This window comes from Sphingopyxis sp. GC21, assembly GCF_025727575.1.
Classification (GTDB): domain Bacteria; phylum Pseudomonadota; class Alphaproteobacteria; order Sphingomonadales; family Sphingomonadaceae; genus Sphingopyxis; species Sphingopyxis terrae_A.
The window spans coordinates 3,457,116-3,472,926 of sequence record NZ_CP095845.1; the positions used below are offsets into that span (position 1 = coordinate 3,457,116).

General features: G+C 67.9%; 16 protein-coding genes. 4 read left to right on the forward strand and 12 right to left on the reverse strand.

Features of this window, described 5'->3' with window-relative positions; translation table 11 throughout:
- Positions 1 to 89 precede the first annotated feature (89 nt).
- The 7 genes from MU856_RS16720 to ectA are packed head-to-tail and all read right to left on the reverse strand — an operon-like array spanning position 90 to position 7,466.
- The gene (locus MU856_RS16720) at positions 90 to 1,421 is read right to left on the reverse strand and encodes an MFS transporter (RefSeq protein WP_062901362.1); all 1,332 of its coding nucleotides are present in this window, start codon (positions 1,419 to 1,421) and stop codon (positions 90 to 92) included.
- 7 nt (positions 1,422 to 1,428) lie between these two features.
- Positions 1,429 to 2,667, reverse strand: a complete 1,239-nt coding sequence (locus tag MU856_RS16725; protein WP_263587974.1) for an MFS transporter — start codon at positions 2,665 to 2,667, stop codon at positions 1,429 to 1,431.
- Between the two features lie 23 nt (positions 2,668 to 2,690).
- Positions 2,691 to 4,151 carry an aspartate kinase gene (locus MU856_RS16730; RefSeq protein ID WP_263587975.1) on the reverse strand — a complete coding sequence of 487 codons (1,461 nt, stop codon included), beginning with the start codon at positions 4,149 to 4,151 and terminating at the stop codon, positions 2,691 to 2,693.
- Entirely contained in the window at positions 4,148 to 5,068 is a 921-nt protein-coding gene (thpD, locus tag MU856_RS16735; RefSeq protein ID WP_263587976.1) for an ectoine hydroxylase, read from the reverse strand. The genes MU856_RS16730 and thpD overlap by 4 nt, the downstream gene beginning before the upstream one ends.
- Positions 5,069 to 5,093: 25 nt before the next feature.
- Positions 5,094 to 5,519, reverse strand: a complete 426-nt coding sequence (locus MU856_RS16740) for an ectoine synthase (protein ID WP_263587977.1) — start codon at positions 5,517 to 5,519, stop codon at positions 5,094 to 5,096.
- Between the two features lie 16 nt (positions 5,520 to 5,535).
- Positions 5,536 to 6,840 (reverse strand): diaminobutyrate--2-oxoglutarate transaminase, encoded by a 1,305-nt coding sequence (ectB, locus tag MU856_RS16745; RefSeq protein ID WP_062901358.1) that lies wholly within the window; start codon positions 6,838 to 6,840, stop codon positions 5,536 to 5,538.
- Between the two features lie 38 nt (positions 6,841 to 6,878).
- Complete coding sequence (gene ectA, locus MU856_RS16750; protein WP_318153212.1) at positions 6,879 to 7,466, reverse strand: diaminobutyrate acetyltransferase; 588 nt, start codon at positions 7,464 to 7,466, stop codon at positions 6,879 to 6,881.
- A 193-nt stretch (positions 7,467 to 7,659) separates the two neighbouring features.
- On the opposite strand from ectA, the gene MU856_RS16755 reads away from it, so the two are divergent.
- Positions 7,660 to 8,139 carry a MarR family winged helix-turn-helix transcriptional regulator gene (locus MU856_RS16755; protein ID WP_062767514.1) on the forward strand — a complete coding sequence of 160 codons (480 nt, stop codon included), beginning with the start codon at positions 7,660 to 7,662 and terminating at the stop codon, positions 8,137 to 8,139.
- A 28-nt stretch (positions 8,140 to 8,167) separates the two neighbouring features.
- Here MU856_RS16755 and MU856_RS16760 read toward each other — a convergent pair whose 3' ends face one another.
- Positions 8,168 to 8,548 carry a hypothetical protein gene (locus tag MU856_RS16760; RefSeq protein ID WP_263587978.1) on the reverse strand — a complete coding sequence of 127 codons (381 nt, stop codon included), beginning with the start codon at positions 8,546 to 8,548 and terminating at the stop codon, positions 8,168 to 8,170.
- A 12-nt stretch (positions 8,549 to 8,560) separates the two neighbouring features.
- A complete protein-coding gene (locus MU856_RS16765) occupies positions 8,561 to 9,238 on the reverse strand; it encodes an EI24 domain-containing protein (RefSeq protein WP_263587979.1) in 678 nt (225 codons plus the stop codon).
- 109 nt (positions 9,239 to 9,347) lie between these two features.
- Here MU856_RS16765 and MU856_RS16770 point away from each other — a divergent pair, with 109 nt between their 5' ends.
- The gene (locus tag MU856_RS16770; protein ID WP_186401440.1) at positions 9,348 to 10,346 is read left to right on the forward strand and encodes an adenosine kinase; all 999 of its coding nucleotides are present in this window, start codon (positions 9,348 to 9,350) and stop codon (positions 10,344 to 10,346) included.
- Between the two features lie 8 nt (positions 10,347 to 10,354).
- Here MU856_RS16770 and MU856_RS16775 read toward each other — a convergent pair whose 3' ends face one another.
- The 3 genes from MU856_RS16775 to tsaD form a co-directional block, all read right to left on the reverse strand.
- Complete coding sequence (locus MU856_RS16775; RefSeq protein ID WP_062901353.1) at positions 10,355 to 11,893, reverse strand: lipopolysaccharide biosynthesis protein; 1,539 nt, start codon at positions 11,891 to 11,893, stop codon at positions 10,355 to 10,357.
- A gap of 94 nt (positions 11,894 to 11,987) precedes the next feature.
- Positions 11,988 to 12,980 carry an NAD(P)H-dependent glycerol-3-phosphate dehydrogenase gene (locus MU856_RS16780; RefSeq protein WP_263587980.1) on the reverse strand — a complete coding sequence of 331 codons (993 nt, stop codon included), beginning with the start codon at positions 12,978 to 12,980 and terminating at the stop codon, positions 11,988 to 11,990.
- Positions 12,981 to 12,991: 11 nt separating this feature from the next.
- The gene (gene tsaD / locus MU856_RS16785) at positions 12,992 to 14,026 is read right to left on the reverse strand and encodes a tRNA (adenosine(37)-N6)-threonylcarbamoyltransferase complex transferase subunit TsaD (protein WP_263587981.1); all 1,035 of its coding nucleotides are present in this window, start codon (positions 14,024 to 14,026) and stop codon (positions 12,992 to 12,994) included.
- Between the two features lie 126 nt (positions 14,027 to 14,152).
- Here tsaD and hemC point away from each other — a divergent pair, with 126 nt between their 5' ends.
- On the forward strand, positions 14,153 to 15,106 hold the full coding sequence (gene hemC, locus MU856_RS16790; protein WP_062901351.1) for a hydroxymethylbilane synthase: 954 nt from the start codon (positions 14,153 to 14,155) through the stop codon (positions 15,104 to 15,106).
- Positions 15,103 to 15,810 carry a uroporphyrinogen-III synthase gene (locus MU856_RS16795; RefSeq protein WP_263587982.1) on the forward strand — a complete coding sequence of 236 codons (708 nt, stop codon included), beginning with the start codon at positions 15,103 to 15,105 and terminating at the stop codon, positions 15,808 to 15,810. The genes hemC and MU856_RS16795 overlap by 4 nt, the downstream gene beginning before the upstream one ends.
- Position 15,811: the final 1 nt, after the last annotated feature.

A 15,811-nucleotide genomic window follows, 5' to 3' on the forward strand; every position in this document is an offset into this window, starting at 1 on the left:
AACTGCGTCCGCCAGGTCAATGCCCGTGCGAGCCAAAGCGTGGGTTTCGCGCGCCTGATCGATAAGCTGGGCCGGAACTGTGCCGGTTTCTAGCGCCGGAACGGGTCGTCGCGCAGCGAACGGCCCGCGGTTTCGGGCATGTAATGAAGCGCGACGAGTCCGACGAGACACGCCGCCATCATGTAATAGGCAGGCATCAGCGGGTCGCCAGTCGCGGAGATCAGCGCGCTGCCGACCATCGGTGCGGTGCCGCCGAAGATCGACGTCGAGATATTATAGGCGATCGCAAAGCCGGCAAAACGCACCGCGGTGGGAAAGAGCGCGGGAAAGGTTGCCGAGATTGTCGCGAGCTGCGGCACATAGAGCAGGCCGAGCAGCAGGAAGCCGGCGACCGCCCCCGCGAAGCCCGTGCCGATCAGCATATAGAGCGGGATGACCGCGACGAGCAACGCGAGGAGTGAAAAGCGCCACATCGGCCGCCGTCCGACCCGGTCCGACAGCGCGCCCGCAAAGGGCAGAAAGACCATCATGAACAGCATCCCGATGATCGGAACGAGCAGCGCCTGATCGGGCGCCAAGCCGATCCGCCGCTCGAGATAGGTCGGCATATAGCTGAGCAGTGTATAATTGACGACGTTCAGCGCGACGACGAGCCCGCCGACGACGAGCAGAGGCCGCCAGTGATCCCTGCCCAGCGCGGCGAGTCCGGGCGAGGGCCGGTCTTCGGCCGACTGCTGCGCCTCCAGAAAGATGGGCGTATCCTCCATCTTCGAGCGGACATACATGCCGATCAACCCGATCGGACCGGCGACAAGGAAGGGGATGCGCCACCCCCATTCGTGCATCGCCGCATCGCCAAGGTGCAGCGAATAGCCGAGCATCAGCGCGGCGCCGAAGGAAAAGCCCGCGAGTGTTCCGAACTCGAGGAAGCTGCCATAGAAGCCGCGTCGGGCGTCGGGGGCATATTCGGCCATGAAAGTCGCCGCGCCGCCATATTCGCCGCCGGTCGAAAAACCTTGGATCATCCGCAGCAGGACGAGGATCGCGGGCGCCCAGAAGCCGATACTGTCATAGGATGGGATCAGGCCGACGGCGAAGGTCGCGCCCGCCATCATAAGGATCGTCATCGCGAGCACGGACTTGCGGCCGATGCGGTCGCCGAGCGGCCCCCAGAACAGTCCGCCGAGGGGGCGGACAAGGAAGGAAATGGCGAAGGTCGCGAGCGCGAAGAGCACCGCCTCGCTCGCCTCGCCGGGGAAAAGCGCGGCCGAGATGTAGGTGACGCCATAGGCGTAAATGCCATAGTCGAACCATTCGACCGCATTGCCGAGCGCCGACGCCCCGATCGCGCGACGCAGCGTCGATTGGGTGGGGAGCGGCGCGGGCTGTCCGGCGGCGGGGAGCGGGGACGAACGGTCCATGGGTCAGTTAATCCTTTGCGGTGGCGGCTTCGGGGCCGGAGGGGTCGAGCAGCGCCGCGACCGGGGTCGTGCGGGGCAGCATCTGGAAATCCTGCTGCGCCGGACCGGGCACCGGCGCGGTGGCGGCGAGCCGCCACAGGCTGAAACCCAGCATCGCCGCGGCGCAGGCCGCGATGAACAGGAACAGGCCGCCCGGTCCCACCCAGTTCATCGCTGCGGCAGCGCCAAGCGGGCCCAGCGCGGCTCCGGCCGAATAGAGAAGCACAAGCTGGCCGCTGGCGCTAACCCGCTCGGCGGGGAGCAGGCGATCGTTGGCGTGCGCGACGCACAGCGGGTAGAGCGCGAAGCTGAGCCCGCCGAAGGCCGCGCCGAACAGCAGCAGCAGCCCCCCACCGGGCGCGGCGGCGAGCGCCACGCTCACCGCCAGTGCAAGCGCGAAGCAGGTAATGATGACGCTGCGGCGATCATAACGGTCGGAGAGGCGTCCCAGCGGCCATTGCAGCGCCACGCCGCCGAGAATCACCGTCATCATGAAGGTGGCGATCGCGCCGAGACCCAGGCCGATCCCGCGCGCATAGATTGCAGCCATGCCGTAGAAGGCGCCAAGGATTAGCCCGGTGATCGCCGCGCCCGCCAGCCCCAGCGGCGAGGCGGCAAACAGCCGCGCCAGGGGAAGATTGTCGGCTTCTCCCAAGGTCGGTGCGGTGCTGCGCGTGAGGCAAACCGGCAGGATGGCGAGCGAAATGAGGATTGAGGCAATCTGGAAGGGCACGGCCGGCGTTGCCGCGCCGGTGCTCAGGAAAAGCTGTCCGAGGGCCTGTCCCGAATAGAGGGCGACCATATAGGCGGCGAGGATGCCGCCGCGCGTCTCGGGTTCGGCGCGGTCGTTGAGCCAGCTTTCGACGCAGATGAACATGCCTGCGACGCACACGCCGTCGACCAGCCGCAGCAAGGCCCAAAGCAGCGGGTGCTGGACCAGCGCATAAGTCAGCGTGCTCGCCGAGAGCAGCGCGACGAAGGCGGCAAAGGCGCGGATATGTCCGACGCGGCGGACGATCGCGCCGGCGCGCAAGGCGCCGAGCGTCAATCCGCCGAAATAGGCGGTCGCGACCAGCCCGATCAGGATCGTGTCGCTGCCCGCCCGCTCGAGCCGCAGGCCGATCAGCGTCGACAGGAAGCCGCTGCCCGCCATCATCACGAAGATGGCGAGCAGCAGGCTGCGAACGGGAGCGAGGGACGCGATCATCGGGAGGGTGCGGGTGCCGCGCGTCAGGCGGCGCGGCGCCCTTCTGCCCCGCCAGCATCCTCTTCGACCAGCGTGCGGTGCAGCGCGCGGACGGCGGCATCGAAATCGCGGCTTTCGACGATGAACTGGACATCGACGTTACGGATCTGATGCTGCATCGCGATCATTGCGACGCCGGCGTCATCGAGCGCGCGCAGCGCATCGGGCACCAGCCCCGGCCGCGCGATGTCGCTGCCGATCACCGACACCATTGCAACCGGATGCGCCGAGATCGCGGCGTCGGGATATTGCTTTTGCAGATCGGCGATCACCTTTTTCACCGCGCCTGCGCTGGCCGACAGATAGTGGGTGATGGTGTTGGCATTCGACGCCTTGCTGACGATCCACAGGCCGTGACGCGTCAGCACGTCGAGGATTGCGGAATCATAACCCTTCACCCCGACCATATCCTGTTCGAAGAATTGCAGCGCCTGCATCTGGCGGATGCCGGTGACGATCTCGACCCGCGGCACGTCAGAGACATAGGTACCGGTGACGAGCGTGCCGCCATCTTCGCGGTCGAAGGTGTTGCGCACGCGCAGCGGAATGTCGGTCTGCCTGAGGCCGCGTCCGGCGCCCGGATGGATCGCCTCCATGCCCAGATTGGCAAGCTGATCGGCGACATCATAATTGGTACGACCGATCTTGCGCGCTTTATCCTCGCCGACCAGCTTGGGGTCGGCGCTCGAAAGGTGAAATTCCTTGTGGATGATCGCCTCGCGCGCGCCGGTCAGCACCGCGATGCGCGAGAAGGTCATTTCGGTATAGCCGCGCGCAAAGCGTTTCACCATGCCGCCCTGGCAGCCGGCATAGCCGGTGACGATCGGCAGCGTCGTCGCCAGATCGATGTCGGCAAAGGCCTCCGCGATCCGCTCGTCGAGCGTGCGCAGATCCTCCTGATCCCAGGCGGTCAGATCGATGAAGCGCGCGTTGACGTCGCGATCACGCAGCAGCAGCGCGGTGCTGTGGGCGCTATGCGCTTCGCCCAGCCCGGCGAGCAATTCGCGGGCGGTGACGAGCTGTTCCTTGACGCAGAAGCGGCCGTGGCTGCGCAGCCGTGCCAGATCGTCGAGGCAGGCCGCGACCGCGTCGAGCCGCATGTCGACGAAGGCATCGGCCTCGTCACGGCTCTCGCGGCGCGCAAACATCGCTTCGTTGCGCGCGCGCATCGCACCGCGCACCGCCTCCATCGCGCGGCGCCAGCCATCGCTGTCCTCGTCGTCGGCGACGAAGCGCCCGAACACGCCGGGTTCGCCGGTCTTCTTGTCTTCGAGCAGCAGATTGGTGATCCCGGCATAGGCCGACACCACGAAAATGCGATTGTAGAGATCAGCGCCCGAGCGGCCGGCGATCAGCACATTGTCGAACAATGTCGCGGTCGCGGCCATCGACGTGCCGCCGATCTTTTCGACGCTGTGTCCACCCTTTTTGACGTCCTGTGTCATGCCGCAATCCTTTCGGTCAGCGGGCCTGCCTCGATGGCGAGCGGTTCGGGCGCGCCGCGATGCGCGAGGAACCAGGGGCGCGGCTTGTCGACCCCGAACGGCTTTTCGAGCCGATTGCTCACCGCATTATAGACGAGAAAGGCATTCGCGCGCGGGAAGGGGGTGATGTTGCCGTTCGACCCGTGCATCAGATTGCAGTCGAACAGGATCACGGTTCCCGGCGCGCCGGTCGGCGCAACGATACCGTGATCATGCGCCAGTTCGGCGAGGCTGTCCTCGTCGGGAACGCCATATTCCTGGCGCTTCAGCGATTGGCGATAATGGTCGTCGGGGGTTTCGCCGACGCACGTCAGATAAGTACGATGCGACCCCGGAATGACCATCAGCGGGCCATTGTGCGGCGTGTTCTCGGCGAGCAGAACCGACATCGAGAGCGCGCGCATCCGCGGCATGCCGTCCTCGACATGCCAGGTTTCGAAATCGCTGTGCCAGTAGAATTCCTTGCCCTTGAAGCCGGGTTTGTAATTGAGGCGCGACTGGTGGATATAAACCTCGTCGCCAAGCAGGAAGCGCGCGACCCCCGCCAGCCGCTCGTCGGCAGCAAGCCGCGCCATGATCGCGCTCTGGTTGTGAATGTCGAAGATCGACCGGATTTCGCGGCTCTGCGGCTCGGTGACGATCGTTTCCTCGTCGAGTGCGTCGGGATCGGCGAGCAGCTTGCCTGCGGCGCGCTGCAAATAGGTCACTTCCTCGTCGTCGAAAAGATTCTCAAGCAGCAGATAGCCGTCGCGATCGAAGGCCTCCGCCTGCTCGCGGCTGATCGGTGCGTCGGGTGTCCACGCGCTGCGGACGACCGGGTCGAGCCGCGGCCGCATTTCTGGCGCGGCCGCGTGACGCGATGGGTAGATGTCGGTCATGGGACTTCCCCCTGTTGCTATGGGTTTACTCTGCGGGCGCGGCCTCGCGCACCGGTTCGCTCGCCATGTCGGCCTCGGCCGGATAGGCACCGCTTGCGTCATGCACTTCCGTGCCCGTGACGGGCGGATTGAAGGCACAGGCGGTCAGTATGTCGGTTTCGGGACGCACGATGTGGCGGTCGTGCTTGTCGAGCGCATACATCACGCCGGGTTCGAGCCGATGGATTTCGCCGCTGTCCAGGTCCTCGATCGTCCCCGTGCCCTTGAGCACGAACACCGCCTCGAGGTGATTCTGATAATGCATTTTGAGCTCGCTGCCCGCGAACATGGTGGTGACGTGGAAGGAAAAGCCCATCCCGTCATCCTTGAGCAGCATGCGCGCACTGGCCCAGCCGTTCGAGCGGACGTTGCGGTCGGATTTGCGGATCTGGTCGAGATTGCGGATGATCATGGTCGGTCTCCTGTCTTCATTCGGCGGCGACGGCGTAATCGTCGGCCATCGCTTCGCGGATCTTGGTTTCGAGAATGTCGAGCCCTGCCGAGAGCAGGGCGTCATCGATGACGAGCGGCGCGAGCACCTTGACGATTTCGTCGTGCGCGCCGCTGGTCTCGATGATGAGGCCGGCGTCGAAGCAGGCGGCGGTGATCGCCCCGGCGCGTTCGCCCGACCCGACGTTGATGCCGCGCATCATCCCGCGGCCGCGCGTTTCGAAGCCATGTTCGGCGGCGATGCGCGCGAGCCGCTCTTCGAGCAGCGCCCCGCGGCGGCGCACATCGTCGGCGAAAGCGTCGCTGCTCCAGAAATGGCCTAGCGCGGCGGTCGCAGTGACGAAAGCGTGGTTGTTGCCGCGGAACGTCCCATTATGTTCGCCGGGCGACCATTGGTCGAGCTCGGGGCGGAAAAGGGTCAGCGCGAAGGGCAGGCCCATGCCCGACAGCGATTTGGCAAGCGTGACGATGTCGGGGGTGAAGCCCATTTCCTCGAAGCTGAAGAAGCTTCCCGTGCGGCCACAGCCTGCCTGAATATCGTCGACGATCAGCAGCGCGCCGTGGCGCTTCGCGATCTCGGCGATCTTGCGCAGCCATTCGGGCGAAGCAGCGTTGAGGCCACCTTCGCCCTGCACCGTTTCGACCAGGATCGCGGCGGGCGCGTCGAGGCCGCTCGACGGATCGGCCAGCCGCTGGTCGAGCAGTTCGGCGGTGTCGACCTCGGGGCCGAAATAGCCGTCATAAGGTTCGTGCGCGACATGGGCGAGCGGGACGCCCGCGCCGCCGCGCTTGGCCGCATTGCCCGTGCAGGCAAGCGCGCCGAGCGTCATGCCGTGAAAGCCGTTGGTGAAGGCGATAACCAGTTCGCGCCCCGTCACCTTGCGGGCGAGCTTGATCGCTGCCTCGACCGCGTTGGTGCCGGTCGGGCCGGTGAACATGACGCGATAGTCGAGTGCGCGCGGCTTCAGGATCACATCCTCGAACGTGTCGAGAAAGGCGGCCTTGGCATCGGTGTGCAGGTCGAGCCCGTGGGCGATGCCGTCGGCGGCGATATAATCGAGCAGCGCCTGCTTCAAAATCGGATGGTTGTGACCATAGTTGAGCGTCGAACAGCCCGACAGGAAGTCGAGATAGCGACCGCCCTGATCGTCGTGCATCCATACGCCTTCGGCCTTGCCGAACTGACGCGGCATCGCGCGGGCATAGCTGCGGACCACCGATTCGCGGCGTTCGTAAATGCTCCGGTCGGGAATGGACCCGGACGGTTTGGGTGCGATAATCATGTGAATACCCCTATTCTGCCTGTGTCATTGTGCCTGAGTCATTCAGGCGATGTCGTATCGGTTGGTGTCGTATCGATGGCGAAGGGCCCGATGCGGGCTTGAAACTCGCTGGGATGGACACCCGCAAAATGGGCGTCGCGTTCGAAGACGATACTGCGGTCGAGCGTCGTGTCGTGGCGCCGGGCAAGGCCGTGGAACAGCGCCCACGACGCCGCATTGTCGGCGGTGATCGTCGCCAGAACATGTGTCACGCCCGCCTGAGCCGGCCGCATGAGCAGTTCGTCGAGCATCCGGCTGGCGAGCCCCTGGCCCCGTCCTTCGGGCGCGACCGCGACCTGCCAGACGAAGAAGGCGCTCGGTTCCGCGGGCGGGCGATGCCCCGAAATCCAGCCGAGAATGCGGCCGCCACGCTCGGCGATGATGCAATTGTCGGCGAAATGCGTGCACTGGATCAGATTGAAGTAGCGCGAATTGCGGTCGAGCGGCGGGCAGGCCGCGATCAGCGCGGTGATCGCCGGCCCGTCGGTAGCAACGGGCTTGCGAAATTGCAGCGACGCGGCGGGTCGGCCGGACGGCGATTCCTTTGTGGATGGTGCCGTGTCCCGTTCCTGTGGCCGGTCAAATATCTTTCATCTCCTGAAATAATGCCAAGCGCATATTCGGACCATCCGGCCCGGCATGCCGCGAAATATAGGGTGCTCATCGCCTCGTTCAACCCCGCGGCGACCGTAATGTTTCATGATCTGAAATAAAATTCCGCAACAGAGCGAGGTCGACTTTGCAATTGGCGCCCACTGCGGGCGCGGCTAACAAGGCGGAATGGAGTCCGAAATTGCCAACGCCACCCTGCGCGCGCTGCGGCGCATCCTGCGTGCGACCGAGACGGGCAGTCGCAAGCTGGGCGCGGCGACCGGCCTGACGCCGTCGCAGCTGCTCGTGCTGCGCGATGTGGCGGGCGCGCAGGGCGCCACGCCGGGGCAGGTCGCACAGCGCCTGCAATTCAGCCACGCGACGATCACCGCCATCGTCGACCGGCTGGTTGCAATGGAGCTGGTGACGCGAACGCGAAGCGAGCGCGACAAGCGGCAGATGCTGCTGACCGCTACCGACGCGGGTCAGCGCCGCGTCGCCGAGGCGCCCGATATGCTGCAACAGATATTCGCCGACCGCTTCGCCGCGCTGCCCGCATGGGAACAGGCGATGATCCTTGCCGCGGCCGAGCGGCTGGCGATCGTGCTCGGCGCTGCCGACATCGACGCCGCGCCCTTACTCGATACCGGCGCGATCGACCGCGCCTAGCGCGCAAATTTCCGGATCAATCTTTGCCCTACCGCCGCAGCGCGGCGATGCAGCTGTCGATATTCGCGTCGCGCCCGTCGGGGGTGCGCGCGTCGACATGGGTGGCGAGCGCCTCGGCGCCTGAGCGCTGGGCGTAATAGTAAACATCCAATACGCATGCCGAACCGGCGAATTGCAGCTTGCGACCCGCGCCCTCGCTGACGTCGAGCCGCGGCTTGCCGAACAGACGCAATGCGCTGTTGGCATCGCGCCCGACGAGCGCATTATTCTGGGTGACCCGCGGCGGGTTGAGCGGCGCCGGGGCGCTGCTTGTCGGCGGCGGCGTCACGCGCGGCACGGCGGTGGCGGCGCAGCCGCCGAGCATCAGCGAAAGGCCCGCGAGTGCGGCCATGTTGGTGGTGCGGGTCAAGCCGGTCCCCCTTTATCTGTCTGCCCGGCGCAGATGGAGCATGTGGACGGCCATAGCCGCGCTCGCGATGGGCGCCAACAGATTGGCGACGGGAACCAGAAAGCTTGCGGCGGACAGCAGGCCGAGCGACCAGCGCGCGCTCCTCTCAAGCCGTGGCCGGCCGGGATGGCGCGCGAGGACCATCGCCTCGAGATCGCGGCCGAGCAGCATCGCGTTGACGAAAAGGGCGAGGATCGGCGTGCCGATTCCCGTCACCAGGAGGAGGACATAAAAGGGCAGCGCGGCAAGATTGCCAAGGAACAGGCGCGCGAGCGATGCGAGCGCGAGGGCGACCGACTGCCGCCAGCCGACATCGACCGCGCCTGCCGCGGCGGCGGGATAGTGGCGCCCCTCGACATCGGCGACGATGGCGTCGGCGAACAGCCCGACGACGACAATCGCGACGGCGCGAAACAGGAGCCAGCTCCCCGCGATCAGCAGCAGCAGGATCAGCACGCTCGCCATGTCGATCCCCGCCGCGCCCAGCCACTGCCAATGCGTGAGCGCCCAGCGCGCGCCAGCCAGAAGCGCCGCACCCGCCCCAACGAACAGCAGCAGGGTGAGGGCAAGGCTGATCGCCAGGATGCGCAGCACCCGCGGGCTCGACAGGTCGCCGATGGCGAGGAACAGGGCTTGGACGGCGCGGGCCATGCCCCCGAATGGCGCGGCGGGCGCTGCGCCGTCAAGCGTCGCGCTTGCCTTGGCGCCCGCGGCCCCCTAAGGCGCGCGGCATATTTTCCCACGCATCACAGGATTTTTCATGGCCTCCACCGCCCGTTTCGAAGTCGTTGCGATCGGCAATGCGATCGTCGATGTCATTGCCCGCGCCGACGACGCACTGATCGAGGCCGAGGGCCTGACCAAAGGGTCGATGCGACTCATCGATGCCGAAGAGGCTGGGCGGCTGTATGCGGCGATGGGTCCGGCGATCGAAATGTCGGGCGGATCGGCAGCGAACACGCTTGCCGGCATGGCGGCGCTCGGCCGCCGCTGCGCCTTCATCGGCCAGGTTGCCGACGACCAGCTCGGCAGCGTTTTCACGCACGACCTGCGCGCGCTCGGCGTTGCCTATGAAACCCCGGCGCTCAAGGAAGGCGCGCCGACAGCGCGCTGCCTGATCCTCGTCACGCCCGACGGCCAGCGGACGATGAACACCTTCCTCGGAGCGAGCCATCTGCTCGAACAGGCGATGATCGCCGAAGACTGGATCGCCGACGCCGACATCCTCTATCTCGAGGGCTATCTGTGGGATCCGCCGCTGTCGCGCGCCGCGATGCGCCGCGCGATCGACGTCGCACGCGGCGCCGGACGCAAGGTTGCCTTCACCCTGTCCGACGCCTTCATCATCGACCGCCACGGCGATGATTTCCGCGCGCTGATCGGCGAGGGACTGTTCGACATATTGTTCGCCAACGAGGTCGAGATCTGCGCGCTCGCCGGTACGCAGGACTTCGAAGCCGCCGTCGCGGCGATCGCGCCGCGCGTGCCGCTGCTCGTCGTGACGCGCAGCGAAAAGGGCGCGATCGCGGTCGCGAACGGTGAGCGCGTTGCGGTCGGCGCCGAGCCGATCGAGACGGTCGTCGACACCACGGGCGCCGGCGACCTGTTCGCTGCCGGGTTCCTTGCGGGCCAGGCCGAGGGCCGCTCGCTCGCCGATTGCCTGACGATGGGTGCGGTGTGTGCGCGCGAAATCATCGCGCAGGTCGGCCCGCGCGCGCAGACCGATCTCAAAGCCGAAGTCGCCGCGCGGCTCGGCTGACGCGCGGATCAGCTTGCCGGAGCGGCCGTTTCAGGCTGCTTGCGGAACAGCGCGCGGTCGGCCGGGCCGAAGCCGCGCGTCCAGATCAGCCACGCATAGATGCCGAGGATGAAGGGGACCCCGATCAGCAGCTCGGCCCATTCGGGCATCTGTGTCGCGCCCCAGCCGAGAACCGTGGCCCCAGCGGTTGCCCAGACGAGCGCCCAGCGCAGGCTGTTGACCGGTGCGCCGAGGATACGCGCAAGCAGCCGCGCCTTCACCACCGAAGCAAAGCCGAGCGCGAGCATCAGCGCGAGCGCGACCGCTCCGGCATAGGCGATCGGCGGCAATCCCATCGACTTGGCGGTGAGGATCAGCGCGACGCTGAGCACCGCCTGCAGCGCAAGCGTCGCGATGCTGATCAGCAGATTGCGGTGGCGGGCGACATAGACGAGCGCGGCTTCGCTCACCACCGCCGTCGCCGCCACGACCTCCGCTGCGAGCAGGAAGGCGAGCGCCACATTGCCCTCGACGAATTGCGGGCCGACGAGGCCCATCACCGCCTCGCCCGGAATGCCGAGCGCGAGCGCGATTCCTGCTTGCGCCGCGATGATCCAGAAACCGACCTGACTGACCTGCGCGGCGACGGCGGCAAGGCGGTTCTCGGCCAGATTGCGGGTGATGACGGGGCCGAGGATCGGCTCGAAGCTGGTCTTGAGCTTCTGCGGCAGCGAGGCAACCTGCTGCGCCATGTAATAGATGCCGTAGATCGCTGGCGAGGTGAACTGGCCGAGGATGAACAGGTCGAGCCGGCGCGTCCCCCATTCGATCGCATCGGCGGCGGCGAGCGGCGCGTTGCGGCGCGCGAGAGAGATGAGCTGCGCGGGATGCGGGCGCCAGACGCCGGGGCCACCATAGTGGCGAATCATCGGAATGAGCGCGGTGAAGAAGGTCGCGATCATCGCGGCGGCGTAGGAAAGGATCAACCCGTCGCGCAGCGAATAGAAGGCGAAGCCGAAGGCGGCGGCGCTGATCGCCCAAGGTTCGACGATCGAACGCGCGCGCACCGTGGCGCCGATGTCGTAGCGATAGGCGCAGGCGGCGAGTGCGATGTCGGCACCGGCGATCGCGAAGACGGTGATCGCCACCCAGCGATCCCAGCCGTCGATATCGCCCGAGGGGAACATGAGCTGCGGAAAGGCGAAGAGAATCGCCGAGCCGAACGCCGAGGCGAGGAAGGCGACGAACATGCCGTCCCACACGATATGGCGATGATCGGCGCCCGGCTTGCTGAGCTGTTCGGCGAGGCCCCGCTTGAGCCCGAGCGTCGCAAGCTGCGCGATCAACTCGATGACGAGCACGGCAAAGGCGAAGCGGCCGACCGCTTCGGGGCCATACCAGCGGCCGGCGAAATAGAGAAAGGGCAGGCGCGCGACGAGGCGCAGGATAAAGCCGAAGAAATTGGTGCGGCCGCCCCTCGCGAGCGCGGCGGTGTCGGCATCCTGCCCCGCCGGGTCGGCCGCCGGGGATGCGGAAGGGGGCGCGGCTGCGCTGTCCGTCTGGCTCAAGCCTGGCGCCCCTTCTGCTGCTCCCCTGTGCGCTGTTTAGCGCGCGGAAAAGGGCGAGGCAATCCGGGCAATCCAGGCAATCGGCAGCGGTGCATCATCGGCCCTCGGGTCGCAGCGGGCGGCTGAGCAGGGCCTGAATGGCGTCGGCAACGCGCGTTTCGCCCGCGACGAGCCGCGCCACCGCGTCGGTGATCGGCATGTCGATCGCATCGGCGCGCGCAGCGGCGGCGATCACCGGGGCGCTGAACGCGCCTTCGGCGACCGTGCGGCGGTCGGCCATCAGGGCCGCTGCGCTCTCGCCGCGCCCCAGCCCCTGGCCGAGCGCGAAATTGCGCGAATTGGACGAGGTGCAGGTGAGGACGAGATCCCCGAGCCCGGCAAGTCCGGCGAGCGTTTCGGCCTGCGCGCCGCGCGCGAGTCCGAAGCGCGTCATCTCCGCAAAGCCGCGGCTGATCAGCGCGGCGCGCGCGTTGAGGCCCAGCCCGGCGCCGTCGACGATGCCGCAGGCGATGGCGAGAACATTCTTGATCGCGCCGCCGATTTCGGCGCCGATCATGTCAGTCGACACATAAGGACGAAAATGCGGGCGGGCGAGCGCGCGGGCGAGCGCCTCGGCGAGCGCGGGGTTTTCGGCAGCGAGCGTGATCGCGGTCGGCAGCCCCGCTGCGACCTCGTGCGCGAAGGTTGGCCCCGACAGCACGGCGAAGCCGCGGCCGGGAAAGATTTCGCGCGCGATGTCGATCGGAAAGTCAAAGCTGCCCGTCTCCATCCCCTTGCTGCAGAAGATCAGCGGCGCATCGCCTGCGGGCAGCGCCGCGAGCACGGCGCGCAGATAGGGCACCGGCACGACGACGAGCAGCGCGTCCAGCCCCGACAGCGCGCCAAGGTCGCTCGTTGCCGCGAGCGAAGGCGACAGCGCCGCACCGGGCAGGAACAGCGGGTTGCGATGTTCGGCGTTGATCGCCGCCACGACGTCTTCCTCGCGGGCCCACAGGCGCACCGGTGCGCCCTCGGCGGCGAGAAGCTGGGCGAGTGCCGTGCCCCAGGCGCCGCCGCCGACGACGCCGAACTTATCAAATGACGTCATGCTGTCGCGTGTCATGCCTTTACTCCGGCGCCGCGAACCGCTTCGGCTGCGGGATCGAGCGGCCAGCGCGGCCGCGCCGCAGTGTCGAGCGGATCGCTGAGCCCCGCGGCGAAGCGCTCGGCGCCCGCCCAGGCGATCATCGCGCCATTGTCGGTGCAGAGCCACAGCGGCGGGGCGACGAAGGACTTGTCGAACGCGGCGGCAAGGCCGGTGAGCGCGGCGCGGATCGCACCATTGGCAGCGACGCCGCCAGCGACGACGAAGGCGGTGGCTTCGGGGCAGGCGGCGAGTGCGATGCGGCTGCGATCGATCAGGCAGTCGACGACAGCCTGCTGGAACGACGCGGCCACGTCTGCGGGTCGGTGCGCGCCCGATGCAACCGCGCGCGCCACCGCGCTCTTGAGACCGGCGAAGGAGAAATGCGGTTCGGCGCTACCGACCAGCGGGCGGGGGAGCGGCACCGCATGCGGATCGCCGTCCGCCGCAAGCCGTTCGACCGCCGGACCGCCCGGATAGCCGAGCCCGAGCAGCTTTGCGGTCTTGTCGAAGGCCTCGCCCGCGGCGTCGTCGATCGTGGTGGCAAGCCGCCGATAATCGTCGACACCGCGCACGAGCAGAAGCTGGCAGTGCCCGCCGGAGACAAGCAGCAGCAGATAGGGAAAGCGAAGGTCGGGGTCGGCGAGCCGCGGGCTGAGCGCATGGCCTTCGAGATGGTTGACCGCGATCAGCGGCTTGCCCGCTGCATGGGCGAGCGCCTTGCCGGTGACCAGCCCGACCATGACGCCGCCGATCAGCCCGGGGCCGGCAGTCGCGGCGATGGCATCGACATCGGCGAGTGTCACCCCGGCATCGGCGAGCACGCCTTCGACGATCGGGGCGAGGCGGTCGACATGCGCGCGCGCCGCGATTTCGGGAACGACGCCGCCGTAGGGCCGGTGCTCGGCCTCCTGTCCCGCCACCCGATGCGCGAGGATGCGCCGGTCGTCGGTGACGAGCGCTGCCGCGGTTTCGTCGCAGCTCGATTCGAGGCCAAGGATGAGAGACATAATGTTGCGCCCCCTTACCCGTGCCAGGGGGGCGGGGGCAAGCGGCGGACAATCGAGTCCCTGCCGAGTCCCTGCGAGACCGTTCGCCACCTTTTCTTTCGCGCGCCGAAGCCCTAGCAGGCGCGCATGGCTTCGATTCCGCTTCCCACGCCCGACCGCCCGCTCCGCCTCGGCACGCGAGCCTCGCCGCTGGCGATGGCGCAGGCCAATATGGCCGCCGCGGCGCTGATCGCCGCCTATGGCATCGCGCCCGAGGCGATCGAGATCGTGCCGATGACCGCTACCGGCGACAAGATCCAGGACCGCGCGCTCGCCGAGGTAGGCGGTAAGGCGCTGTGGACGCGCGAGCTCGACGCGGCGCTCGACGGCGGGCGGATCGACATCGCCGTGCACAGTCTGAAGGATGTCGAGACGCTGCGCGATCCGCGCTTCGCGCTCGGCGCCATGCTCGAGCGCGCCGATCCGCGCGACCGGCTGGTGGTTCGCGACGGGATCGCAGCGGCAGCGATCGCCGACCTGCCGCACGGCGCGCGGCTCGGTACGAGCAGCCCGCGCCGCGCCGCGCAGGTCCGCCGCCTGCGTCCTGACCTCCAAACGACGCTGCTACGCGGCAATGTCGCGACGCGGCTTGGCAAGCTGGCGGCGGGGGAGGTCGATGCGACCCTGCTCGCCGCGGCGGGACTCGAACGCCTTGGCATGCATGCGGTCGGAACGGTGCAGCCGGCGGAGATACTCCTGCCCGCCGCGTCGCAGGGCGCGATCGGTATCGAATGCCGCGCCGACGATGCGGCCACGCGGGCGCTGCTGCGCGCGGCCGATCACGAACCCACCCACCGCGCGGTTGCGGCCGAACGGGCGTTTCTGGCGGCGCTCGGCGGCGATTGTCGGTCGCCGGTCGCGGCCTATGCGCGCTGGCTGGCCGACGGGACGCTGCGCCTCGACGCCGAAATCTATTCCGAAGATGGCGCGGACCATGCGATCGGCGAGACGCTGGTGCCCGATCCGGCCGCGGCCGAAGCGCTGGCGCGGCGTCTGCTGGTCGAGGCGCCCGAATCGGTGCGGCGCCTGTTCGCGGCATGACCGAATCGCTGCCGCTGCTCGTGACGCGCGCCGACCCCGGCGGCGCGGCGACGGTGGTGCGGGCGCGGGCGCTGGGGCTCGATGTGCGCAGCATGCCGCTGTTCGCCGCGCGCGCGATCGACTGGACCCTGCCCGATCCCGCGGGTTTCGACGCATTGCTTGTCACGAGCGCGCAGGCGGTGCGGCTGGCCGGACCCGGTTTGCAGGCGCTTGCCGCACTCCCCGTTCATGCCGTGGGCGGCGCGAGCGCTGCAGCCGCGGAAGCCGCGGGCCTGCGCGTCGTGGAGGTCGGTACGCGCGATGGCCAACAGCTTCTTGATGGCATGACGTCCAGAAATTATCGCCATATCCTGTGGCTTTGCGGCCGCGATCATAGCGCGCTGGCGGCGCGCGATGCCGCGTTGACCCCGCTGCCCTGCTATGCGGTCGATCCCGTCGAGCCGCCCGCCGACTGGGCGGCGCTGATCGCTGCGCCGGCGGTGCTGCTCGCCCATTCGGGGCGCGGTGCGGACCGGATCGCGGCGCTGACCGAGGGCCAGCGCGGGCATTTGACGCTTGTCGCGATAAGCCCCGCTGTGGCAGCAAGGGCCGGGGGGGATTGGAAGGCGATCGCGCTTGCCGACCGGCCCGACGATGCGGCGATGGTGGCACAGGCCCGCGCTTTGTGCCACAAGAGCCCCAGACAGGGTCGTGCGAAAGAATAAT

Coding starts and splice junctions, on each gene's coding strand:
- MU856_RS16720 (WP_062901362.1), bottom strand. CDS start 1,421: ATGGACCGTTCGTCCCCGCTCCCCGCCGCCGGACAGCCCGCGCCGCTC.
- MU856_RS16725 (WP_263587974.1), bottom strand. CDS start 2,667: ATGATCGCGTCCCTCGCTCCCGTTCGCAGCCTGCTGCTCGCCATCTTC.
- MU856_RS16730 (WP_263587975.1), bottom strand. CDS start 4,151: ATGACACAGGACGTCAAAAAGGGTGGACACAGCGTCGAAAAGATCGGC.
- thpD (WP_263587976.1), bottom strand. CDS start 5,068: ATGACCGACATCTACCCATCGCGTCACGCGGCCGCGCCAGAAATGCGG.
- MU856_RS16740 (WP_263587977.1), bottom strand. CDS start 5,519: ATGATCATCCGCAATCTCGACCAGATCCGCAAATCCGACCGCAACGTC.
- ectB (WP_062901358.1), bottom strand. CDS start 6,840: ATGATTATCGCACCCAAACCGTCCGGGTCCATTCCCGACCGGAGCATT.
- MU856_RS16755 (WP_062767514.1), top strand. CDS start 7,660: ATGGAGTCCGAAATTGCCAACGCCACCCTGCGCGCGCTGCGGCGCATC.
- MU856_RS16765 (WP_263587979.1), bottom strand. CDS start 9,238: ATGGCCCGCGCCGTCCAAGCCCTGTTCCTCGCCATCGGCGACCTGTCG.
- MU856_RS16770 (WP_186401440.1), top strand. CDS start 9,348: ATGGCCTCCACCGCCCGTTTCGAAGTCGTTGCGATCGGCAATGCGATC.
- MU856_RS16780 (WP_263587980.1), bottom strand. CDS start 12,980: ATGACGTCATTTGATAAGTTCGGCGTCGTCGGCGGCGGCGCCTGGGGC.
- tsaD (WP_263587981.1), bottom strand. CDS start 14,026: ATGTCTCTCATCCTTGGCCTCGAATCGAGCTGCGACGAAACCGCGGCA.
- hemC (WP_062901351.1), top strand. CDS start 14,153: ATGGCTTCGATTCCGCTTCCCACGCCCGACCGCCCGCTCCGCCTCGGC.
- MU856_RS16795 (WP_263587982.1), top strand. CDS start 15,103: ATGACCGAATCGCTGCCGCTGCTCGTGACGCGCGCCGACCCCGGCGGC.